The following is a 20,650-nucleotide window of genomic DNA, read 5'->3' on the forward strand; positions in this document are numbered from 1 at the left end:
TAGTCCTGGACGCAGTTACTTTCTCAAAGCAGGTTTATTCATAAATTTTTAGTTTCCCAACCCAAAATTTTGCAGCGCAGCCCGGTTTGTTTGCCTAAATCCTAGTATAGTGATTTACTTATTGGTAACAAGCTGCCAACAATTATCATGAACCTCATCTCCCTCGAACTCGCAAAAGACCGATCGCGCATCTTCAAAAACTACCTCCAAATGGAAATAGATGCCCAAGCTAACATAAACAAACTAGCTTTTTTAGACCGGGGCATTGAAAAATCCCCTTACCAACAACACATTAAAAACTATCCCGATTATCTCAAACAGAAATCAGATGGCTTAAAAGTAATTAGCTCTATTCCCGGCCCCAATAATCCCCTCAAACTTACCCCGTTTCCCAGCCTGGGAGAACTACCTCAAATTAACTCTCAAGCTTTAAGTTTTCTGCACGAAGATATCAAACAAGCCTGCGTTTGCATTGGTACTTTTGTAGACGGCAAAATTCAGGCGCAGTGGCTGGGAAAAAACGCACTTAGCAATACTGAGCAGTGGAGTGCCACTAAAATTATCCCGCTCCTTAATATCGTCAGTCAAGTAAATAGCAAATATCCCGACTGCGACATTGACAACTGCGTTGTTAGAGATGGCAACGGGCTAAGAGACGATTTTTACTTTTACGATTTAGCAAAAGACATGATTAGCTATGCCTCAAATATAGCAAGTTCAAACTCCTTAGCCGCGATGTTCAAACGCTTCGATACTCGCACAGGACTAGAGCAATGGCTGAAGAGCGCTACTGGCAATAACGACCTAATTTTTCGCGGCGATTACGGCGAAAATCCTTATCACAACAACCCAAAAATCTTCGATCTCAGCAAAAAACAAGTGCTGCTAAGTGCCGCATTAAACAGCACCAAACAAACTAATTCCGTATCTGCTTATGACTTGACCAGGCTGATTTCCATGTTAGGATGGCACTTCCACATCGAACAGCGATCGCGCCTGAAAGGAGCTCAGTGGAACAGCCTAGAAAGCATTGTCAGAGCAATGGGACATGACAGCGCTCGATATGTGGACGTAGCAATTAAAACTTTGGGGATGGATAGCCTGATCACTTCTCCAGTAATTATCTCAAAATTGGGTTACGGACTGAGCTCGATCAGGGGAACCCTAGAAACAGTTTATGTGGCTTTAGTGCGGTTTGTTGACGAACGGCCGAAGGCGGCGGGAAAGCCGGCAAAACTCAGAACCTTAGCCATGACTTTGCGGGCAGAAAAAGCTGTAGGCGGTTCCAGCAGTGTCGATCGCTTGGCGATCGAACTCGACGCCAGATTTTGCGCCGAAGTCACGGAAATTCTCCGCCGGTTGTTTGCGGAAGAATTTTAAACGCGGGCGATCGACTAATGAGAAAGTCGGTGAAACTTGCGATAAAGCATCCTCTCCACCGGCTTGCCTCCCCGCAAATGTTGCTCAGTTATTGTCGCAACTTCTTCAGGGCAAACGCCATTGTACCAAACCTCTTCTGGCAGCACTAACGCCATCGGCCCGTTACCGCACTGTCCCAAACAACTGCTAGCAACAACTTCAACTTCTGATGGCGACAATTTCTGAAAAGCTGCCAGTACCTTTGCTGCACTTTGCTTGCGACAAGTGCGGTTTTGGCAAACAAGAACTTGCCTAGAAGATTCTGTTATTTTCATGTTTTTTTACTTGACAATCTGCTACATATATGCTATTTTTTTATCATGGCAATAGGTGCGCGCATATATACTCACATATATACTCAAATTTTAACTGGTTCCCAAACAAAAGCCAAAAACAGATTTCCAGAGAAAGAGCCTTGCTTGCAGAGGAAAATTCGACGCAGCCCCTGGTAACGAGTAGAGTTGGATAAAATTATTGTGGGGTGGGCGTCCCGCCCGCCCGAAAAATACAATTTAGATGCGGGACAGCTTAAGACTTCAACGCACCCTACGGTTAATCTGGTGACAAGCCTTTGGAAGCCAACCATTGTCGATCGAACAAACGCGACTGATAGCGCGCCCCGCCGTCGCAGAGTACCGTAACAATCGTATGGCCCGGTCCCATTTGCTTCGCCAAAGCTACGGCCGCCCCCACATTAATTCCTACCGAACCACCCATAAATAACCCATCTTTTCTCAACAGTTGGTAAACCACCCGCACGGCTTCCGCATCATCTATTTGCAAGGCATCGTCTACCGGGGCATTTTCCATATTTCCCGTCACCCGACTCGTGCCAATTCCCTCAGTAATCGAACTACCTTCAGTCTTAATTTCCCCAGTTTTGAAATAACTGTAAAGCCCGCTGCCCATCGGGTCTGCCAAGACAATTCTCACAGCAGGATTTTTTTCTTTCAAAAACATTCCTACCCCAGCAAAAGTACCGCCTGTACCCGTTGCGGCTACCCAAACATCAATTTTTCCGTTTGTTTGTTCCCAAATTTCCGGCCCAGTTGTCTCGTAATGAGCTCGGCGATTGGCTAAATTGTCAAACTGATTTGCCCAGACTGCATTCTCCATTTCCGCAGCCAATCTTCCCGACAATTTGACATAATTATTGGGGTCTTTGTAAGGAACAGCAGGAACAGTCCGAACTTCAGCGCCCAAGGTTTTCAAAGCATCGATTTTTTCTTGAGATTGATTATCGGGAATCACAATCAAACATTTGTAACCTTTAGCGTTGCAAATGTGTGCCAAGCCGATGCCAGTATTGCCTGCAGTGCCTTCAACAACGGTGCCGCCCGGTTTCAGCCAGCCTTTTTCTTCTGCATCTTTGATGATGTATAAAGCAGCCCTATCTTTAACGGAACCGCCGGGATTGAGAAACTCTGCTTTACCGAGAATTTCGCAGCCAGTTTCATCGCTGAAGCTGTTTAAGCGAATTAGTGGCGTGTTGCCGATTGTGCCTACAAATCCGTTTTTAATATCCATATTTTTTGCGTGTTTGCATTCTCTTATTAATTTTTACAATAAGTTGATATTTATTGCTACCACTTTTACCAAATCTTGCTCATATTGAGTACGAATCCCGGCAAAACGGGGTCGCCGCTAACTGTAGCCGGATTCTCCACACATTCCTCTGGCAAACCGGGACGGTAGATGTAAACTCTGCGATTTTTGCGGTCAATCAACCAGCCTAACTGCACTCCTGGTTCTCTCATATATTCTTGCATTTTTTCTTGCAATGGCTTGAGATTGTCAGAAGCCGACCTCAGTTCTACTACAAAATCCGGGCAAATCGGGGCAAACTTTTGCTTTTGTTCTGGTGACAAAGCATTCCACCGTTCCAATTTTATCCAAGCAGCATCCGGCGACTTTTCGGCACCCGTTGACAGAGTAAATCCTGTACTCGAAGTAAACGCTAAACCAGTACCATTTTGTTCTGCCCAAACCCACAACGGCCCAAATATATTACCTTCTCGGTTTCCCGTCTCCGAACCAGTAGGGGGCATAATTAGCAATTCTCCCGATTTGTTGCGTTCAATTCGTAACTCACTATTGATTTGACAGAACTCGAAAAACTCGTCGTCTGTCATTTGCAATTCTGGCGGTATTCGCAACACAATTGTTGATGTCAACATAATTGATTTCCTCGATCGTTGCTCCTATACTAAGCTTACCAAATCTTGCTCGTATTGAGTACGAATCCCGGCAAAACGGGGTCGCCGCTAACTGTAGCCGGATTCTCCACACATTCGTCTGGCAAACCGGGACGGTAGATGTAAACGCAGCGATTTTTGCGGTCAATCAACCAGCCTAACTGCACTCCTGGTTCTCTCATATATTCTTGCATTTTTTCTTGCAAGGGCTTGAGATTGTCAGAAGCCGACCTCAGTTCTACTACAAAATCCGGGCAAATCGGGGCAAACTTTTGCTGTTGTTCTGGTGACAAAGCATTCCACCGTTCCAGTTTAATCCACGAGGCATCTGGAGACTTGTCACCCATTGCAAGCTTAAATCCCGTACTGGAGTCAAAACAAATACCGGTTCCATCTTGGCGAGCCCAAATATACAACTCTCCAAAGACGCTACCGCTGCGATTTCCCGTCTCCGAACCAGTAGGAGGCATAATTAGCAATTCTCCCGATTTGTTGCGTTCAATGCGTAATTCACTATTGATTTGACAGAACTCGAAAAACTCGTCGTCTGTCATTTGCAATTTGGGCGGTATTCGCAACACAATTGTTGATGACACCATTTTGCCTTTCCTCAAATGTAAATTGTTCAGAAAAGATTGCACAATTTTTTTGTTTGTAGTGAGGACTTGAGTCATCAAAAATTAGGATTAAGGACTCAAGTCCTCACTACAAAAAGCTGGGACGCGCGAATTATAGAGGTAAGGCGTGCACTGCACACCTTACATAATTAGGTTCTGCGTCCAGGAACGTTAAACCTATTTATTCGGCTGAGGAGTCATCCGCAAATAAGGCTTAATCGGCGTGTAGCCTTTGGGAAATTTCTCTGCCAATTCTGCGGGGTCGGTAATCGAAGGTACGATTACGCAATCGTCGCCGTCTTTCCAATCAACCGGAGTTGCAACGCTGTAGTTGTCCGTAAGTTGCAAGGAATCAATTACTCGCAAAATTTCATTAAAATTCCGACCAGTGCTCGCCGGATAAGTAATGCTCAAACGCAATTTCTTTTCCGGGTCAATCACAAAAACTGTGCGGATTGTTAAGTTGTTTAGCGAGTTGGGATGGATCATGTCGTAAATGTCGGAGACTTTACGATCGCCATCTGCTAAAATCGGATAATTGAGGGTGACATTTTGCGTTTCCTCAATATCTTTAATCCAGCCCATGTGAGAATCCACATCATCGACGCTGAGGGCAATGGTTTTGACGCCCCGCTTGTCAAATTCAGACTTGAGACGGGCCACTGCACCGAGTTCTGTGGTGCACACTGGAGTATAGTCTTTCGGGTGAGAAAACAACACGACCCAGCTATCCCCGGCCCAGTCGTAGAAATTGATTTCCCCTTCAGACGAAGCTTGGGTAAAGTTGGGAACTGTATCGCCTAATCGCAGAGTCATAACTGATTTCCTCTAATGTTATTTAAGGACTGTTCCTTATCATGCCATAATTGCCCGGTTTCTCGATCGAGCTGTAAAGGATTCTAAACTTTTTGGTCGAGCGATCGGCAATTCCACTACTCTAATGTATGTGTGGCTTCTAACGCTAAATTTTCTTGCTATGCTTTACTTTTTGCTTAAGGCAATACAGCCTGTTTTAGTCCCGCTGTGTTTTGTCTCCGCCTGGGGTTTAGTTTTTTTGATCTTTTCGAGTATCGGGCATACTGTCGCCGACTCCCTGCGCCGAGCTCAGAGGATGCACCAAATCCCTTGTGCTAACTGCGTATTCTTCACCGGCGACTACCACCTCAAGTGTCCCGTTCAGCCTACAATAGCTTTATCTGAAGATGCGATCGACTGTCCTGATTATCGATCGCATTCGGGGACTTACGGTTAAAAAATCCGACCGCCGCTTTACATATTTCTTAACATCTCTGGCTCTTTCAATTAAACTTAAGTTGTGCTCGAGAGATTTTCAGGAGATGGGAAAGAATGCTAATTCAAAAGCTAAATGCCTGCGACGAGTTTATTGCCGGCGACGGTACTCAACTGCGAGAATTGCTGCATCCAGACAAACAAGCTGTGGATTTGCGTTACAGTTTAGCCCACGCCGCTTTGCCACCGGGACAAACTTCTGCGCTGCACTCCCTGACAACTTCTGAAGTTTACTACATCCTCAGCGGCGTTGGAGAAATGCACATCGACGGCGAAAATCAATTTGTGGAAGCAGGAGATGCAGTTTACATTCCCCCAAACGCCAAGCAGTTTATTTACAACTGTGGCACAGAGCCACTAATATTTATTTGTATCGTCGATCCCGCGTGGCGGAAGGAAGACGAGACAATTTTTCAGTAATTTTCTAGTTTTTATCCTTGTATGCTTGTTACCCGGCTCTGCCCGGTAACGCATATCTAGAGGCTCTGCCTCTACTGAAAAAAACAGCACAAACCGAACATTTCTTTTAACAACAACAGCACCCAGCCTTATGTACCGAGTGAGTTCCTCTTTTTTCAACTTCGATGTGGAGTTGCAATAATCCTCGGATTCAGTTGCATTGCTCCCCTCTAATTAGTTGAGAAACTATCAGCTTTGTTGGTGGGTGCTGCTATTGGTTTTTAATGAGACAGATGTAAGATTAAACAGCGTTTTTACTCCTTAGATGATATTGTGAACTTCGCTGTGGTATCTGTCAGAGAAGCTTTTTGTTTGCTTCATATTATTAATTTAGCACCTTCTTCTAGAAGCGCAAGTACCTGCAACTAAACTTTACAACTTTAGAAGTAACGGCGGATAATTATGAAGTTAAATTAAGGATCGAGCTATCTAGCTGCTCAGCTAGATAGTAGAGTTCGGTTGTGCTTGCTGTGGCGAGAAACGGCATAATATCTGTATGAAAACAACCAAACTCATCAAACTGTGCGCCTTATCGATCGGCATCTTCCTGCTGTGCAGCAGTGTAGCGGCTTCTTCAACGACGGCGAACCCTCAACCTGGGCAGACTTACACTAACCAAGAGATTCTGCAACAGTTGGTGAAGGCAAAAGTCGTGTATCTGGGAGAAACCCACGATAGCGCGGAAGACCACCAAGCTCAACTAAAGATTATCCGAGAAATGCAGCGGCAAAATCGGAAAATTGCGATCGCGATGGAAATGTTTCAGCGTCCCTTTCAAAGTGCGATCGACAACTACTTAGCAGGTAAACTGACTGAACAGCAATTAATCGAGGAAACAGAGTACGATCGCAGATGGCGTTTTCCCTGGGAATCTTACGCCCCCATTTTGCGGTTTGCCGCATTAAATCAACTACCTGTCCTCGCCTTAAATACACCATCCGAAGTAACGAGAAAAGTTGCCAGTCAAGGTTTAGAAAGCCTCACAGCAGAGGAAAAAAAACACATTCCGCCAATATCCGAAATTCGCACCGACAACGCCGAATACAGGCAAATGCTGCTAGAAGTTTACCAGCAACACCAAAAGGCAGCACAGGGAAATAGTACGGCTTTTGAAAGATTCTTGCAAGCCCAAGTTTTGTGGGACGAAACTATGGCGGAAAAAATAGCTGAATTTGTCAAAGCCAACCCCGACTATCAAGTTGTAGTGTTGGCGGGTAAAGGACACATTATTTACGGTTACGGCATTCCCAGTCGCGTCGAGAGGCGTTTGGGAGTCGGGAATGTAAAAGTGCGATCGGTTTTATTCAATTCCAGTGACAATCCTGCTTTGTCGGCAGATAGACCCATTGCTGACTTTGTTTGGAATCATTGATTTGATATGATCTCAAAAATATAACCCACTAAGCCAGAGGGAGAACCAAATCGTGAAAGTCAACCGTCTAAAAATGAACTCATTCCGAGGCATCAGCGATTTGACCCTGGAGTTTGATACCGATGAGCCGACTGTGTTCATCGGTATCAACGGTGTGGGGAAGTCCAGCATACTTGAGTGTTTGGCTATTCTTCTCTCCTGGCTGACAAAGCGAATTCAAACTCCCAATAGTAATGGACGTTCTTTCAACGAAGATGATATCAAAAACGGATGCAAAGAAACTCACAACGAAATTACAATTTCAATCAATGACTGGGAATTGGTATGGTCTTTAACCAAGGTCAGGAAAGGGCGAAGCCAGGATACTAGCAGCAACCTTGTGGGCTTAAAAGGAGTTGTCGATAACATACACAGTCAGTTAGATGCTAATTCTTACGCAGCATTGCCTCTGGCTGTTTACTACCCAACTAACCGTGCCGTACTTGATATTCCTTTGAAGATTAGGACGAAACATTCGTTTGAGCAGATAACTGCTTATGACGAGGTTCTCACGGGAGGGCGAATCGATTTTAGGCGCTTTTTTGAATGGTTTAGAGAGCGGGAAGATTACGAAAACGAATTACGACTAAATGATTCCGATCGGTATCGCGATCGCCAACTAGAAGCAGTCAGATATGCGTTCGCTAACTTACTAGACGGCTTTTCAAATTTACGGGTTAGGCGATCGCCTTTGTTGCGAATGACTGTAAACAAACAAGGCGAGGAACTGATCGTCAATCAACTATCCGATGGTGAAAAATGCTTGTTAGCACTAGCAGGAGATTTAGCAAGGCGTTTGGCGATCGCAAATCCGAATCCAGATTGCAATCCGCTTGAGGGTTCCGGCGTTGTTTTGATTGACGAGATTGAGCTCCACTTGCACCCAAAATGGCAACGGGCGATTATTCCGAATCTGAAAAAAACATTCCCAAATTGCCAGTTTATAATTACGACTCATTCGCCACAGGTAATCAGCGATCTCAAATGGGTTCATCTTTTGAGGTCAACATCTGAAGGAATTGCGATCGATCGAGTACCATCCTTTGGGAAAGATAGCAATCGGATTCTAGAAACGCTTATGGGAACTCCCGAACGTCCGCAGGAAATTAAGGAAGATTTACGCGAATTGTTTCGCTTGATAGACAAGGGCGAACTCGGAAAGGCGCGGGAATTTCGCCAAGAATTAGCACACAAAATGGGAGAAGAAGACCCTGAATTTGTGAGAGCAGATTGGCTAATTCAACGCAAGGAAATTATCAATAAATGAAATACATTCAAAAAGGGAAAGAACCTCAAAATTTTTCCGACTGGAAGGCTACACAGATGTCTCTCGGTGTCAACTATGATTACAAAAGTCTTTCCAACCCTGAGAAAAAAGCGGTACACATTTCTTTGCTAAGTGAACAAGGCTATATTTGCTGCTACTGCTGTAAGAGAGTTGAGCAAAGTAATAGCCATATTGAACATCTACACCCTCAGAGCAAGACTGATTTAGAATTATCTGTTGATTACACAAATATGCTAGCTTCTTGTGGCAGAGATCCAGATTGGCCAGAGTATTGTGGCAATAAGAAGAAGAATCTTGCGATCGGAGTTTCGCCACTACAAACCAACTGTGAAGAATTTTTTGATTACTCTAGCACTGGTGAGATACTGCCAACTGCAAATAATTTAGCTCATCAAAAAGATGCTCAAAGAACTATTGAAGTTTTGGGACTCAATCATTATGACTTAATGCAGGGACGAATTCAAGCACTTGAAGCATTGCAAGGAATCATGACACAGGAAGAGGCAGAATTATTAGCTCAAGTTTGTCAACAAATGAATGCACAAGGGCGATACCAGCCTTTTTGTAATGCTGTTTTGTATTATCTCAAAAATTATTTTGGTGTTTCTTAAGTTGAATGTTACCCAAAGATTGCGCGATCGACGATCGGACTTAATATAAACTTTACCCCACCGCATCACCCGATCGCACAAAATCAAATCGCCCGATCGCAGATTGCAGAAACTCGATGCACCAAGGCACACTTTACATATCGGTCATCGGTCGGTTATATTTACTACAAACTGCGCGCCTGGTGTGGGAGACTCCTCAGTCACGCCGATCCGGTTTTTTATTGGTGACAATTTATTTAACTAATATATGTTAAGGAAAGAGACAGCGATCGCCTTCCTTTGCTAAAATTTTTATTGGAAATGTCAAGATTATCTTGTCAAAATATCAGGAAAAAATCAATGACAAACAGACCAAAAATACTCGCATTTGCCGGAAGTACCCGCGAAGCATCCTACAACAAACTGCTGGTAAAAGTTGCGGCGGCTGGGGCTAGGGCGGCGGGTGCAGAAGTTACTTATGTAGATTTGCGCGATTTGCCGATGCCGCTATTTGACGAAGATTTGGAAGCAAAAGAGGGAATGCCAGAAAATGCCCGCAAATTCAAGGAATTGATGGTAGCGCATGACGGGTTTTTGATAGCTTCCCCTGAGTATAACAGTTCAATTACGCCTGTGTTGAAAAATGCGATCGATTGGGTATCGCGCCCAGCACCCGGTGAACCGGGATTGGTTGCCTTTACTGGCAAAGTAGCGGTAATTATGAGTGCTTCCCCAGGCGGAATGGGCGGTTTGCGGGGATTGGTTCATTTGCGATCGATCCTGGGGAATATTAACGTATTGGTACTCCCGGATCAGAAAGCAATTCCCCAAGCTTTTGAAGCATTTAATGCTGACGGTACGATGAAAGATTCCAAACAGCAGGACGCTGTTGAGAATCTCGGTGCTAAGTTGTCTAATGTGCTGTCGAAATTAATCGCATGAGGCAATAAATTCATTTTGCAGTTGGGACACAGCAATGTTGTGTCCCAATCCCAGCATCTGTTATTTTGCTGGCTGCATCAAGTGCGATCGCCTCGCAAAATTGCTACGATCGTAGTTGATTTGCTGTTATTCTCACCCCCAAATTAACATGACATTCACCGGAGATCCCGACTCAGCACCTGCTTTGCCGACAGCAGCAGAAGCAGCGGTTGCCAAAACCAGCAGCCGCGCTTTAGAATCGCACTTGCAAAATCATCCGTCTGGCGAATCCCTGAAATTGATATTAAACGAAAAAGAGGGAAAGACAATTGACATACCTGCCGCAGCATTGCCACTGCTATTAGAAATTTTGCAACAGACAAGCAGCGGCAATACTGTCAAGCTGATTCCAATTACTGAGGAACTCGATATCTGGCAGGTTGAGGCCTTACTCAATGTCTCCCGCGAGGATGTGTGGAAGTTGCTAGATTCTGGCGAAATTCCTTACAAAATGGTAAATACCTGTCGCCGGATACGTTATGAAGATGTAATGAAATATAAAAAGCAGGATTATGACAAAAGAAGTAAAATACTTGACGAACTTGTCGCAGAATCAGAAGCACTCGGTTTGTACGACTAACTTATGGAAATTGTAAAAGTTGTCTGCGATGCTAATGTTTTGTATTCAGCCGCACTCCGCGATTTTCTGATGGAATTAGCAGTTAGTGATGTGTTTGAGCCGAGGTGGACAGAAGAGATTCACGGCGAGTGGATGAGAAACGTGCTTCAAAACAATCCAAATCTCACATTAGAACAGCTTGCCAGAACCAAAAATCTGATGAATGCAAGCATTAAAAATTGTGTGGTGACTGGCTACGAGCCAATTATACCAGAGTTGGAACTTCCAGATCCGGGCGATCGGCACGTTCTAGCAGCAGCAATTCATTCTCGCGCGGATTTTATCGTTACTTTCAATCTCAGGGATTTTCCTACTGAGAATCTCAAACAATATAACATTGAACCGCTGCACCCAGATCGGTTAATCCTGCGCTTTCTCAACTTAAAGTTTGAAGGTGTATGCAAAGCAGCCGAGAAACAAAGAATCCGGCTCAAGAATCCGCCAAAAACGCCGGACGAGTATTTACAAACGCTGGTAGAATTGGGACTGCCGCTGTCAGCAAATCGGATGCGAGAATTGTGCTATCGAGATTAGTGCGATCGCAAACCGCAGAATTTTCTTAGTTTCTTCCCAGGTTTATTCTTGTATCTTCCCCCAGGCTAACTCTTCGACATAGCCAACATACCACTCATCTACTTTTTCCCACACCGCAGTAAATCTATTTACCCTTGTGCCTCTACTTGAAAACGGGTATAATTTTGTTGGCTAGAGATAATAGGCAGTGGAAAACTTACCACAAATTGTACCAGCACCGCATCACCCGATCGACGTAAAACAAAACCACCCGATCGCAGATTGGCACAAATCGACAAGAGTAGACATACTTGAACCATCGGTCATCGGTCGGTATATTTCTTCCAAACAGCACGGCAGGCGTGGGAGACTCCTCCGTTACACCTGCCCTGCAGTTTTATTTAATAATTGTGCGATTTGTGCGATCGCAAATGATACCAGTTCCCAAAAAGAATGAAACTGTAGATTAGATTCAAACCCTTATGGAATTAGTAATTCCTTAATCGAAAATCGAAAATCGAAAATCGAAAATAGTATCACCCCTTTTTTTTCTTCTTCCAAGCCTCCACAAACGGCAAAAACACCGACACCAACTCCTGCCGGTTCACCACCAAAGTCGGATAAGAAACTCTCCCGTAATTCTTCCCCACTTCCAGCGGAAAAATCCCCTGGGATTCCAGCGGTAGCCAAACGGCACCCGCCGCCTTCACAATTACCCAACTCCCCGCAATATCCCAAATTTTCGGAGTCGCTTCCACCCCTCCCAGCACCGCACCCGAAGCCACAGTCAAAAAATTGTAACTAGCCATACCCAACATCCGAACTTTACTCGGAAGATGAGGCCCCATTCCCACACTCCGCGAACACAAATTAAAAAAATGATTCCCGCTCATTTTATCAGCACTCGGCCGAATTTGCTGCCCGTTTAAAAACGCACCTTGAGGCATATTGTCAAACACGCCGCCCGCCAAATCAGGTGCATAAAAACCGTGAAAAGACTGATTAATTGGGGGTAAATGCACGCAGCCAAAAACCGGAGTTCCGCGATACAACAAACCCAAAGAAATACCCCAAATCGGAATTCCCCTAGCAAAATTAGTCGTACCATCCAAAGGATCGACAACCCAACACCATTCAGTATCTGGGAAAACCTGTTCTCCTTCCTCACTTAAAATTCCGTGAGTGGGAAAAGTAGATGCGATCGCACTTCTAATTTCCGCATCAGCCCAATTATCGGATTTCGTCACCAAACTCCCGTCATCCTTTTCATCCGCTTGCACGGAACCGAAATCTTGCAACAACTGCTGCCCGACTCTCTCGACAGTAACCAGTGCAAAACTTAAAATAGAATCCCAAAAATTAGTCATTAGTTATTCGTTATTAGTTATTGGTTATTGGTCATTAATTATTGGAACTAACAACTGCCACAGCCCAACAGACACCTGACACCTGCTTTCCTGACAAAACCTCAGTCTAATTCATTTTCAAGAATAGTGGCGATCGCACTTTTAGCATTATCTTGAAACTCTCCAACATCCACCCTACCCAACAGCCAAACAGCCAGAATCATACCCGCCGCCGGCACAGCAAACACCAACCCGTAAGCCAACATCGGCACCCCAAACAAACTCCTGCCAAAATCCAAAATAGCACCGCCGCTAACCGTCGCCACACCCCGCGCCATCGCCTGCGACAAACCCCAAGCACCAATAAAAGTCCCCGCCGTTTCTGCAGCAGTCAAATCCAACATCAAACTCAGCGCACCCGTCGTCGTAATTCCCGAAGCTAAACCAAAAAACATTAAAGCCGACTTAAACACAATTGGATTACCAGTAAACCCCGACAAAATAATCAAGCCAAAACAACCAGCAACCGACAAACAGCCCAACCTAATCGTATTTTGCTTGCCGATGCGCGGTACAATTAAAAAACCAGTGGCGCTCAAACCGATCAGAGTACCAGTACCGTAAATAGCATTCAACCGCGTAGTTTCCGAAATCGGCATCTTAAAAATTTCCCCGCCGTAAGGTTCCAAAACCGCATCCTGCATAAACAAGCAAATTGTCATAATCAGCAGGAAAGTAAAAAACAAACCGGTTTGGCGGCTAGCAGTCAAAATCCGCAGCGCACTTCCCAGAGTAATTTTATCTTCTCGATTCACTGCGGACGATCGCACCCCGTACCGCGAATACTTTTTCTCAACCCCAAAAGTTGCAATCCCCACCAGCAGCAAAACCAGCGCCGGCACCTTCACAAACAAACTGTTAATCGAACCCTGCAACACTTCCCGCGACACATCCCCATCAATTTGCTTCAGCAAACCGCTGCTAACAATCGCCCCGATAATAATACCAACCATCAGCATCGACCACACCACACCCACCAACTTCGATCGGTCCTCCTCATCCGAAACATCCACCAACAAAGCAGCAAAAGGAGTCGAACTCGAACAAATAGCAATACCGTAAAGCGCAAAAATCAAACCCAACAAACCCACCCAACCGTAAGTAGGAGTCGTCCACCCCACAGCCTCCAAACTGCCGCCCAAGCGCCACATCACCTGCACCGCCAAAAAAGCAGAAATCACAAACAAAACGCTTCCTACCCACACGTAACCCGTGCGGTGATGGCCAAACAAAGGCTTAGCATCAGACATTTGCCCGAACCACACCCTAGCCGGGGCGACAAACTGGTGCATAGCCAGCGTAACCGCCACCACAGTAGCCGGAATCGCCAACTCCTTAATCATGACGCGATTGAGCACCCCCAGCGTCAAAATCGACATCATGCCCAATCCCATCTGAAACAAACCCAACCGGAACATAGTCGCGAGGGTAACTCTCTTGATAGCAGGAGTCGCGGAATCTGTTAATCTTGAATCTGGTAAACGGTCGATCGACATAACTATTCAAATAAACACAGCATCAGCATTTATAGTAACTGAGATATATCGCAACCCGCCGCCATTCCTCCCCAGACTAGAAGCTCGATCGCGATTTATAGAAAAATAATAGAGAATAAAGAATTGTGGATTTACCAACCGTGACAACCATTACCCTAGGACAAAACGGCCCAGCCGTCATTCCCCTGTGCGTCGGAACTTGGGCTTGGGGCGACAAACTATTTTGGAACTACGGCAGCAACTACGGAGCCGCCGAAGTCGAAGCAGCATTCAAAACATCCCTTGACAACGGAGTCAACTTTTTTGACACAGCCGAAGTCTACGGTAACGGCTTGTCAGAAGAATTGCTGGGGCAGTTTATCAAAAAAACCACCCAACCCGTGCAAATAGCCACCAAATTCGGCCCCGTACCTTGGCGGATTACAGGAAAATCTGTTTCCGAAGCCTTGAGTGCCAGCTTAAAACGCTTGCAAGTAGAACAAATAGCCCTCTACCAAGTACACTGGCCCTTCTCTTTTTTACTCAGTCAAGAAACCCTGATGAACGCCTTAGCCGATGAAGTAAAACAAGGCAGAATTCAAGCAGTAGGAGTCAGCAACTATTCAGTAGAACAGATGCGCCAAGCCCACAAAATACTAGCAGCAAGAGGCGTTCCCCTAGCAACAAATCAAGTCCGCTACTCCTTGCTGTCGCGGCAAGTAGAAAAACAAAGAATTGTGAGTGCAGCCCGCGAATTGGGAGTCACAATTTTAGCGTACAGCCCCTTAGCCCAAGGATTGCTCACCGACAAATACACAGCCCAAGAACCACCTACAGGAGCCCGCAAAATGGACTCCCGCTTCAGCAAAAGCGGCCTCGAAAAAATTGAATTAGTCATGTCCACCCTGCGAAAAATGGGCAGAAAGCGCGATCGAACGCCCGCCCAAGTTGCCCTAAACTGGTTAATATGCCAAAACGGAGTCATCCCCATTCCCGGCGCCAAAACCGCAAAACAAGCACAAGAAAACGCAGGCGCGTTAGGCTGGAATTTGAGCCAAGATGAAGTCAATCAATTAGAATTAATGACTCGTCCTTGGCGAGAATAAATTTGTTAATTGTTGACTGTTGACTGTTCGCTGTTGGCCGTAGGTTGGGTTTTACTTCACTCTACCCAGCCTACAGTTCACTTTCTTCTCCCCTCTTCCCTCTTCCTTATTCCCTCTTCCCTCTTCCTTCTTCCTTCTTCCTTCTTCCTTCAATTATTATGAAAATCTTAACTGACTGGGGCTTCACGCGCGAAGGCTGGCGCAACAACAGCCGCGGCGAATATTTAGTTTTGCTTCAAGGAGGATTGCTCACAGGATTTGTAATCTTACCAGTTTATCAACTGCCAGGATTAAAAATTCAATCAACCCACTTACTTTATATTATCTGGTTTATGGCCAGTATTCTAGGCTTAACCGGATTAATTTTCATCATCAAAGGATTGATAGACTTAGGAAAAAACCTCACACCTTTACCATATCCCAGAGAAGACGGAGAATTAGTCCAAACAGGCATTTACGGAATAGTGCGGCATCCATTATACAGCGGCTTAATTTTAGCAGCCCTCGGCTGGACACTTTTTCAAATGAGCATATCCCACTTAATAGCCAGCGCACTATTAATAATACTTTTCGAGATCAAAGCCAACCGAGAAGAAACCTGGTTAACCAAAAAATATCCAGAGTATTCAGAGTACCGCCAAAAAGTCAAAAAACTAATTCCCGGAATCAATTAACAGTTCGATCGCCCGTAGTTTGCGATCACCAATGAATCAGTTTAGATTTCGGTATTGTTTTTACCTGAGTCTAGACACCCTAAATTCCCCTTAAAAAGACCCACTTTGAGTTACTTTTCGAGCAATCGTTCTCTAACATACTCGGCGATCGCCGGTTGTAGCATTAAACTTGTTGATGCGGTATAATTGAGCGATCGCTCATCGAAAATGAGCGATCGCTCCGCTAGGGATTCCAATGCTTCCATCAGTCGTCGCCCCGAAACTTTGGGTAAAATTTCTGCTTTTAAATTCGCAGGAGTCGCTCTTTCTTGATTAATTGCAATCCCATACATAATTTGTTGTTGCAAAGGAGACAAGCGATCGAACTGGCGATCAAGCAAATCCCAAAAATCGCTAAAAACAGTATTTCCTTGCGCTAAAAATGCGTCAATGTCACCGCTAAAAATAGTTTTAATCGTAGTTGCAGCAAGTTTGATTGCGAGGGGATTACCACCAAAATGGTTGACAATATTTTGACACTGCAATAGCGTTGCTTTTAATCCTTTATCGGCGAGGATTTTCTGGCATACGGGCGGTGAAACTCCGAAGAGTTGGAGCGATCGCACGGGTGAATTTTCGCCCGATCGCACGGCAAATCCGCCAGGTTTTTCTCGTCCAGTTAAAATCAGACAACTTTGGTGAGTTTCGTCAGCAATGCGCGCAAATAACTGTCGGTAATCTTCATATCCTTGTTGGTATTGTCCGCCGCGATTTCCCCCTTGCAAAATGGATTCCAGATTGTCGATAATTAACAAACAGCGTTGTTGTCGCAACTGTTCCATGAGAGCAGAAATAGAGTTATTTGTTGTCGCTTCTGAACCAGTTAAAATCGGTAAAATATCGCTGATGATAACATCTAAAGTTGGTGCTTGCTGCAAACTCCGCCAAATCACGAATTCAAATTGAGATTGAATATGGTGGGCGATTTTGACAGACAGAGAAGTTTTGCCAATACCGCCAAGTCCAAAAATCCCGATCGCACGGGTAGAATTGCTGCTAATCCAAGTTTCTAATGTTTCTAATTCTTGCAGGCGGTTGTAAAAATAGAAAACATCGATCGCTTCTCCCCAATCTTGGATGCAGTTATCTGATGCGCGGCCATGCTGGTAGCGGCGCAAGACTGCTTGCAGATTTTGTTTTGAGACTTTTTCGCCGATGATTTGAGAGAGCTTTCGCCACAAAAGCGAACCGACGTGTTTGATATATTCGTGTTCGTAAAGTAGGCGATCGGCTATTTCTTGATAAGAGTGTCCTTCCCAAGTTTCTAGAAAGACGATGGATTGAACGTCATTGAGTTTGTGCTTTTTGTTAACGGATTGTAACAGATTATCGATTAGGGCGATCGCTTCTTGTCCCGTCATAGCCATTTTGACCTATTAAGTAAATTTACTTATGTTTCATGACGGCGACTTCCTTTTCAGGAAAGAAAACAAATTGACTGAATTAACCGGAAGGTAATCCCTTTTATCCTTGTCGGTTGAAACCGATACTACACAAGCTTTTGTTCCCCTTCCGAGACTGAGCAATAAGGGGGATATTTAACCCGGATTGGGGATGAGGTTAATTGCACAATCTCAAATCTCAAATCGATTGAGGAGTTTACGTAAGTTTACAAAAGCTAGTCACTTTTTCTCACCGGCAGGGCGATCGGAGTTGGTTATTCTTTGAGTTAAGCCAGAGCACAAGCTGTTCAGACTGTTCAGAGTTAAACCGCAGATGTGCGAGATAAGCCGATCGGAAAGAGTCTTGTACTACAACTACGGGACAATTAATAGTTCGACTGCTTATTTATTCAAGGTAGGAGTGAAAATCTATGCCATCACTTTCAGTAAGTTTGAATCTCAATGGTAGTGTAGGAAAAGATGGAAAAAATCAAGCTCAAGATGTTCTTGCTGTCAAAAATCGATTAGCCGATTTAGGTTATCCAGTAACGCGAGACTCGATAGTATACCCGGAAACAATTGCCATCATTAAACTTTTTCAATCAATTATCAAAGGAGAGACCGTTATTGTTGGAGACGGTCGGATTGACTTAAATGGTCCCACTCTTAAATTCCTAGAAGCAGCAAATGCACCTCAATGGTTAGAAATGCCAAAAGGTTCTGCTGCTGAAGGCTTTATCAATCATGACCAGCGGCAACCCGATAATCATGATTTTGGCACAAGCTGGATGATTGAAACGATTCAAACCGCTGCCCAACTTTACCTAAATACTCATCTTTCTAGCCATCCAAACGCTGCATTGATTCAAACGAATGACCTGAGTAAGCCCAGAGGAGGTATTACACCTGTTCACGCAACCCATCAAACTGGACTATCTTGCGATATCCGGTTGCCTCGTAAAGACGGTCAGTCAGGACGCATTGTATCTACAGATTCTAAATTTGATCGAGACGCAATGCGGGCAATGCTCAAAGCAATCCGAAATCAAAGCAAATATGAAATAAAGCGCATTTTTTTCAATGACTTTACCCTGATTACAGAAGGTCTTTGTGTCAATGCAGCAGGGCATGATAATCATGCACACATTGATATTATTCCACCTCCACGGCAATAGAAAATCGCAAGCTCCAGCTTGAATGAATGAATGTTACTAATCTTACTGCGTTTGTCCAATTCATCGATCGACACGAGCCATCTAGCGATCCAAAACTCAGGTCTTTTGCTTTAACATTGCGTGCTGCTAAGAGATCGAGTACCAATGCCGAAGCAATTCGAGTAGACTCTAGTATTGCCCTAGCTGTGACAGAAATTATTCGTCAAATTGTAACAGAAATGTTTTGACCATTTATTGCTGCGAGAGCCTCGCTTAAAAGAGGCTCAACTTGATTGCAATCAACATCAAAATAAGGAGAAAAAATCGCATGGTAGTCATGAAAGTTAAACCGGATAGCCTAAACTTACGTCGCTCTCCAGAGATTAAAGATGGAAACATTATCACCACTTTAGTGCTAGCTCAAGAGGTAGAAGTTATCGAAGGGAATCCGACCGATCGGTTTTGGGAAGTTAAAACTGTTGTCAATGGTTCAACACTTCAAGGTTTCGCGAGTGCTGCTTTCTTACGGCAACCTGTCAGTGCAGCTAAAGAAGCATTAATCAGTGCGGCTGTTAAGGAATGGCTTCGATTTGACCGAGGAAATAAATTAGAGTATGAAGATCCTCACTATAAATATGTTGGGGAATATTGGTCAAAAATTGACTTAAATCTCGACGGTCGAGACCGAGATCAACCTTGGTCAGCAGCATTGATTTCCTTCGTCGCTCGTGCTGCTAATTATCGTGATTTTAAATTTGCATCTGCTCACTCAACCTATGTTTATGATGCGGTAGATAAACGTAAGGCCAATGTTACTACAGCACCTTTTTGGGGATTTGAAGTGAAAGAACATAAACCTCAACTTGGTGATTTAGTTTGCCGTACAAGAAATGGAGTTCATATCACTTCAATGGCTTCTTTGCCAAGGGGAGGCTTTACAAGTCACTGCGATATTGTTGTCGAAGTTCGAGACTCAGAAGTGCGGACTCTTGGCGGGAATGTGCATCAATCCGTATCAATTACTTCATACCCATTGGATCATGATGGCTTTTTGAGAAAAGTCAATAGTGTCTACGGTGTTCTAAAAAACAATCTCTAAACAATATTTTGGGAGTTTAAAATGGCAGACCTCTACATTGTCAACGCAACCAGTCTAAATATTCGTTCATCAGCTCAGGTAGAGGAAAATAATCAAATTACATCAATACCTAAAGGTCATGTGATTTCCAAGATAGGTGTAGCCGCAGATGAATCATGGTGGAAAGTTTTAACTATTAAAGATGGACAGCGTTTAGAAGGATTTGTCGCGAGTCGATTTTTAGAGGTTGCCCCTAAGAGGATTCAAGGGATCGGCTGGTTTAAAGAGCAGTTTAAAAGTAAGATTGAAGCTGCGATTGTGGGAACTCCCTTTAGTTTGGATATGCTAACTGCGATCGCTTTGCAAGAAACTTACTATATTTGGGGAAACCTTTATAAGAAATTACCTGTCGATGAGGTTTTGAAACTTTGCGTTGGTGATACTCTGGATACCCCTAACCGCTCTGCATTTCCAAAGAACAAAGCTGCTTTGTTGAGTGTAACTAAGGGGGATGAAATGTTTAAGATTGCCCGCAAAGCTTTAGTCGATTTGGGTGTTCATGTCGAAGATTATAAAAAAGTAGCAGATTCTTATCCTAATAAGTTTTGTCATGGCTTTGGTATCTTTCAGCTTGACTTACAGTTTTTTGAGAAAGACCCTGACTATTTTCTGCAAAAGCGTTGGTATAGCTTCGATAATTGTTTAAGCAAGTGTACTAAAGAACTCAATGAGGCCCTTAAACGTGCCTATGGTTCGGGAAAAACAGCTTTAACAGATACTGAAAAAGTATATGTTGCTATTGCTTACAATCGTGGAAGTGTGGATTTTTCAAGGGGTTTCAAACAGGGATTTCGAGATAGTAGTGGGAAATACTACGGTGAATATATTTGGGAATACTTGCAGCTTGCTAAATCAGTTCCTTGATCGCCATTATTTGCTCCATCAGTTCGATCG

Annotated in this window: 24 protein-coding genes; 16 read left to right on the forward strand and 8 right to left on the reverse strand. The window is 44.2% G+C overall.

Annotation, left to right across the window (positions count from 1 at the left end; translation table 11 throughout):
• Nucleotides 1-147 precede the first annotated feature (147 nt).
• On the forward strand, nt 148-1,380 hold the full coding sequence (locus OSC7112_RS13055) for a hypothetical protein (RefSeq protein ID WP_015176333.1): 1,233 nt from the start codon (nt 148-150) through the stop codon (nt 1,378-1,380).
• A 14-nt stretch (nt 1,381-1,394) separates the two neighbouring features.
• Here OSC7112_RS13055 and OSC7112_RS13060 read toward each other — a convergent pair whose 3' ends face one another.
• The 5 genes from OSC7112_RS13060 to OSC7112_RS13080 form a co-directional block, all read right to left on the reverse strand.
• Nucleotides 1,395-1,694: a (2Fe-2S) ferredoxin domain-containing protein gene (locus OSC7112_RS13060; RefSeq protein WP_015176334.1), complete on the reverse strand. Its 300-nt coding sequence runs from the start codon at nt 1,692-1,694 to the stop codon at nt 1,395-1,397.
• 277 nt (nt 1,695-1,971) lie between these two features.
• Nucleotides 1,972-2,946, reverse strand: a complete 975-nt coding sequence (locus OSC7112_RS13065) for a cysteine synthase A (RefSeq protein ID WP_015176335.1) — start codon at nt 2,944-2,946, stop codon at nt 1,972-1,974.
• 65 nt (nt 2,947-3,011) lie between these two features.
• On the reverse strand, nt 3,012-3,596 hold the full coding sequence (locus tag OSC7112_RS13070; RefSeq protein WP_015176336.1) for a Uma2 family endonuclease: 585 nt from the start codon (nt 3,594-3,596) through the stop codon (nt 3,012-3,014).
• Nucleotides 3,597-3,631: 35 nt separating this feature from the next.
• Nucleotides 3,632-4,213, reverse strand: coding sequence for a Uma2 family endonuclease (locus OSC7112_RS13075; protein ID WP_015176337.1), 582 nt, complete (start codon nt 4,211-4,213; stop codon nt 3,632-3,634).
• Nucleotides 4,214-4,408: 195 nt separating this feature from the next.
• The gene (locus OSC7112_RS13080; RefSeq protein WP_015176338.1) at nt 4,409-5,047 is read right to left on the reverse strand and encodes a peroxiredoxin; all 639 of its coding nucleotides are present in this window, start codon (nt 5,045-5,047) and stop codon (nt 4,409-4,411) included.
• 160 nt (nt 5,048-5,207) lie between these two features.
• Between OSC7112_RS13080 and OSC7112_RS13085 the strand changes: the two genes are divergently transcribed.
• The 9 genes from OSC7112_RS13085 (at nt 5,208) to OSC7112_RS38145 (ending at nt 11,839) form a co-directional block, all read left to right on the forward strand.
• Nucleotides 5,208-5,483, forward strand: a complete 276-nt coding sequence (locus OSC7112_RS13085) for a hypothetical protein (protein ID WP_015176339.1) — start codon at nt 5,208-5,210, stop codon at nt 5,481-5,483.
• 95 nt (nt 5,484-5,578) lie between these two features.
• Nucleotides 5,579-5,941 (forward strand): cupin domain-containing protein, encoded by a 363-nt coding sequence (locus OSC7112_RS13090; RefSeq protein ID WP_015176340.1) that lies wholly within the window; start codon nt 5,579-5,581, stop codon nt 5,939-5,941.
• Between the two features lie 535 nt (nt 5,942-6,476).
• On the forward strand, nt 6,477-7,352 hold the full coding sequence (locus tag OSC7112_RS13095) for a ChaN family lipoprotein (RefSeq protein ID WP_015176341.1): 876 nt from the start codon (nt 6,477-6,479) through the stop codon (nt 7,350-7,352).
• 52 nt (nt 7,353-7,404) lie between these two features.
• The gene (locus tag OSC7112_RS13100; protein WP_015176342.1) at nt 7,405-8,658 is read left to right on the forward strand and encodes an AAA family ATPase; all 1,254 of its coding nucleotides are present in this window, start codon (nt 7,405-7,407) and stop codon (nt 8,656-8,658) included.
• On the forward strand, nt 8,655-9,290 hold the full coding sequence (locus OSC7112_RS13105) for a retron system putative HNH endonuclease (protein WP_015176343.1): 636 nt from the start codon (nt 8,655-8,657) through the stop codon (nt 9,288-9,290). Before OSC7112_RS13100 ends, OSC7112_RS13105 begins: the two co-directional genes overlap by 4 nt.
• A 339-nt stretch (nt 9,291-9,629) precedes the next feature.
• Complete coding sequence (locus OSC7112_RS13110) at nt 9,630-10,211, forward strand: NADPH-dependent FMN reductase (protein WP_015176344.1); 582 nt, start codon at nt 9,630-9,632, stop codon at nt 10,209-10,211.
• A gap of 148 nt (nt 10,212-10,359) precedes the next feature.
• The gene (locus OSC7112_RS13115; protein WP_015176345.1) at nt 10,360-10,830 is read left to right on the forward strand and encodes a helix-turn-helix domain-containing protein; all 471 of its coding nucleotides are present in this window, start codon (nt 10,360-10,362) and stop codon (nt 10,828-10,830) included.
• A gap of 3 nt (nt 10,831-10,833) precedes the next feature.
• Nucleotides 10,834-11,403 carry a PIN domain-containing protein gene (locus tag OSC7112_RS13120; protein ID WP_015176346.1) on the forward strand — a complete coding sequence of 190 codons (570 nt, stop codon included), beginning with the start codon at nt 10,834-10,836 and terminating at the stop codon, nt 11,401-11,403.
• A gap of 187 nt (nt 11,404-11,590) precedes the next feature.
• Complete coding sequence (locus tag OSC7112_RS38145) at nt 11,591-11,839, forward strand: hypothetical protein (RefSeq protein WP_150111537.1); 249 nt, start codon at nt 11,591-11,593, stop codon at nt 11,837-11,839.
• A 79-nt stretch (nt 11,840-11,918) separates the two neighbouring features.
• On the opposite strand, the gene OSC7112_RS13125 is transcribed toward OSC7112_RS38145, so the two are convergent.
• Entirely contained in the window at nt 11,919-12,749 is an 831-nt protein-coding gene (locus OSC7112_RS13125; protein WP_015176347.1) for an inositol monophosphatase family protein, read from the reverse strand.
• Nucleotides 12,750-12,850: 101 nt separating this feature from the next.
• Complete coding sequence (locus OSC7112_RS13130) at nt 12,851-14,284, reverse strand: BCD family MFS transporter (protein WP_015176348.1); 1,434 nt, start codon at nt 14,282-14,284, stop codon at nt 12,851-12,853.
• Nucleotides 14,285-14,424: 140 nt separating this feature from the next.
• Between OSC7112_RS13130 and OSC7112_RS13135 the strand changes: the two genes are divergently transcribed.
• Nucleotides 14,425-15,369, forward strand: a complete 945-nt coding sequence (locus tag OSC7112_RS13135) for an aldo/keto reductase (RefSeq protein ID WP_015176349.1) — start codon at nt 14,425-14,427, stop codon at nt 15,367-15,369.
• Between the two features lie 158 nt (nt 15,370-15,527).
• On the forward strand, nt 15,528-16,043 hold the full coding sequence (locus tag OSC7112_RS13140) for a methyltransferase family protein (RefSeq protein WP_015176350.1): 516 nt from the start codon (nt 15,528-15,530) through the stop codon (nt 16,041-16,043).
• A gap of 110 nt (nt 16,044-16,153) precedes the next feature.
• Here the strand turns inward: OSC7112_RS13140 and OSC7112_RS13145 are convergent, their stop codons facing one another.
• On the reverse strand, nt 16,154-17,443 hold the full coding sequence (locus tag OSC7112_RS13145; RefSeq protein ID WP_150111538.1) for a helix-turn-helix domain-containing protein: 1,290 nt from the start codon (nt 17,441-17,443) through the stop codon (nt 16,154-16,156).
• A gap of 452 nt (nt 17,444-17,895) precedes the next feature.
• Between OSC7112_RS13145 and OSC7112_RS13150 the strand changes: the two genes are divergently transcribed.
• The 4 genes from OSC7112_RS13150 to OSC7112_RS13165 all read left to right on the forward strand — a co-directional run bounded on the left by OSC7112_RS13150 (nt 17,896) and on the right by OSC7112_RS13165 (nt 20,620).
• Nucleotides 17,896-18,639, forward strand: a complete 744-nt coding sequence (locus OSC7112_RS13150; RefSeq protein WP_015176352.1) for a penicillin-insensitive murein endopeptidase — start codon at nt 17,896-17,898, stop codon at nt 18,637-18,639.
• Nucleotides 18,640-18,665: 26 nt separating this feature from the next.
• On the forward strand, nt 18,666-18,866 hold the full coding sequence (locus OSC7112_RS13155) for a hypothetical protein (RefSeq protein ID WP_015176353.1): 201 nt from the start codon (nt 18,666-18,668) through the stop codon (nt 18,864-18,866).
• Nucleotides 18,867-18,946: 80 nt separating this feature from the next.
• Nucleotides 18,947-19,717, forward strand: coding sequence for a DUF2272 domain-containing protein (locus OSC7112_RS13160; protein WP_015176354.1), 771 nt, complete (start codon nt 18,947-18,949; stop codon nt 19,715-19,717).
• Nucleotides 19,718-19,738: 21 nt separating this feature from the next.
• Nucleotides 19,739-20,620, forward strand: a complete 882-nt coding sequence (locus tag OSC7112_RS13165) for an SH3 domain-containing protein (protein WP_015176355.1) — start codon at nt 19,739-19,741, stop codon at nt 20,618-20,620.
• Nucleotides 20,621-20,650: the final 30 nt, after the last annotated feature.

Source organism: Oscillatoria nigro-viridis PCC 7112, from assembly GCF_000317475.1.
Lineage (GTDB): Bacteria > Cyanobacteriota > Cyanobacteriia > Cyanobacteriales > Microcoleaceae > Microcoleus > Microcoleus nigroviridis.

What these genes read in the sequence shown, in the direction of transcription:
- OSC7112_RS13090 (WP_015176340.1), top strand. Translation starts at nt 5,579, where the DNA reads ATGCTAATTCAAAAGCTAAATGCCTGCGACGAGTTTATTGCCGGCGAC.
- OSC7112_RS13120 (WP_015176346.1), top strand. Translation starts at nt 10,834, where the DNA reads ATGGAAATTGTAAAAGTTGTCTGCGATGCTAATGTTTTGTATTCAGCC.
- OSC7112_RS13165 (WP_015176355.1), top strand. Translation starts at nt 19,739, where the DNA reads ATGGCAGACCTCTACATTGTCAACGCAACCAGTCTAAATATTCGTTCA.
- OSC7112_RS13065 (WP_015176335.1), bottom strand. Translation starts at nt 2,946, where the DNA reads ATGGATATTAAAAACGGATTTGTAGGCACAATCGGCAACACGCCACTA.
- OSC7112_RS13080 (WP_015176338.1), bottom strand. Translation starts at nt 5,047, where the DNA reads ATGACTCTGCGATTAGGCGATACAGTTCCCAACTTTACCCAAGCTTCG.
- OSC7112_RS13060 (WP_015176334.1), bottom strand. Translation starts at nt 1,694, where the DNA reads ATGAAAATAACAGAATCTTCTAGGCAAGTTCTTGTTTGCCAAAACCGC.
- OSC7112_RS13110 (WP_015176344.1), top strand. Translation starts at nt 9,630, where the DNA reads ATGACAAACAGACCAAAAATACTCGCATTTGCCGGAAGTACCCGCGAA.
- OSC7112_RS13155 (WP_015176353.1), top strand. Translation starts at nt 18,666, where the DNA reads ATGAATGTTACTAATCTTACTGCGTTTGTCCAATTCATCGATCGACAC.
- OSC7112_RS13130 (WP_015176348.1), bottom strand. Translation starts at nt 14,284, where the DNA reads ATGTCGATCGACCGTTTACCAGATTCAAGATTAACAGATTCCGCGACT.
- OSC7112_RS13075 (WP_015176337.1), bottom strand. Translation starts at nt 4,213, where the DNA reads ATGGTGTCATCAACAATTGTGTTGCGAATACCGCCCAAATTGCAAATG.
- OSC7112_RS13150 (WP_015176352.1), top strand. Translation starts at nt 17,896, where the DNA reads ATGCCATCACTTTCAGTAAGTTTGAATCTCAATGGTAGTGTAGGAAAA.
- OSC7112_RS13145 (WP_150111538.1), bottom strand. Translation starts at nt 17,443, where the DNA reads ATGACGGGACAAGAAGCGATCGCCCTAATCGATAATCTGTTACAATCC.
- OSC7112_RS13140 (WP_015176350.1), top strand. Translation starts at nt 15,528, where the DNA reads ATGAAAATCTTAACTGACTGGGGCTTCACGCGCGAAGGCTGGCGCAAC.
- OSC7112_RS13055 (WP_015176333.1), top strand. Translation starts at nt 148, where the DNA reads ATGAACCTCATCTCCCTCGAACTCGCAAAAGACCGATCGCGCATCTTC.
- OSC7112_RS13125 (WP_015176347.1), bottom strand. Translation starts at nt 12,749, where the DNA reads ATGACTAATTTTTGGGATTCTATTTTAAGTTTTGCACTGGTTACTGTC.
- OSC7112_RS13085 (WP_015176339.1), top strand. Translation starts at nt 5,208, where the DNA reads ATGCTTTACTTTTTGCTTAAGGCAATACAGCCTGTTTTAGTCCCGCTG.
- OSC7112_RS13105 (WP_015176343.1), top strand. Translation starts at nt 8,655, where the DNA reads ATGAAATACATTCAAAAAGGGAAAGAACCTCAAAATTTTTCCGACTGG.
- OSC7112_RS13070 (WP_015176336.1), bottom strand. Translation starts at nt 3,596, where the DNA reads ATGTTGACATCAACAATTGTGTTGCGAATACCGCCAGAATTGCAAATG.
- OSC7112_RS13160 (WP_015176354.1), top strand. Translation starts at nt 18,947, where the DNA reads ATGGTAGTCATGAAAGTTAAACCGGATAGCCTAAACTTACGTCGCTCT.
- OSC7112_RS13095 (WP_015176341.1), top strand. Translation starts at nt 6,477, where the DNA reads ATGAAAACAACCAAACTCATCAAACTGTGCGCCTTATCGATCGGCATC.
- OSC7112_RS13115 (WP_015176345.1), top strand. Translation starts at nt 10,360, where the DNA reads ATGACATTCACCGGAGATCCCGACTCAGCACCTGCTTTGCCGACAGCA.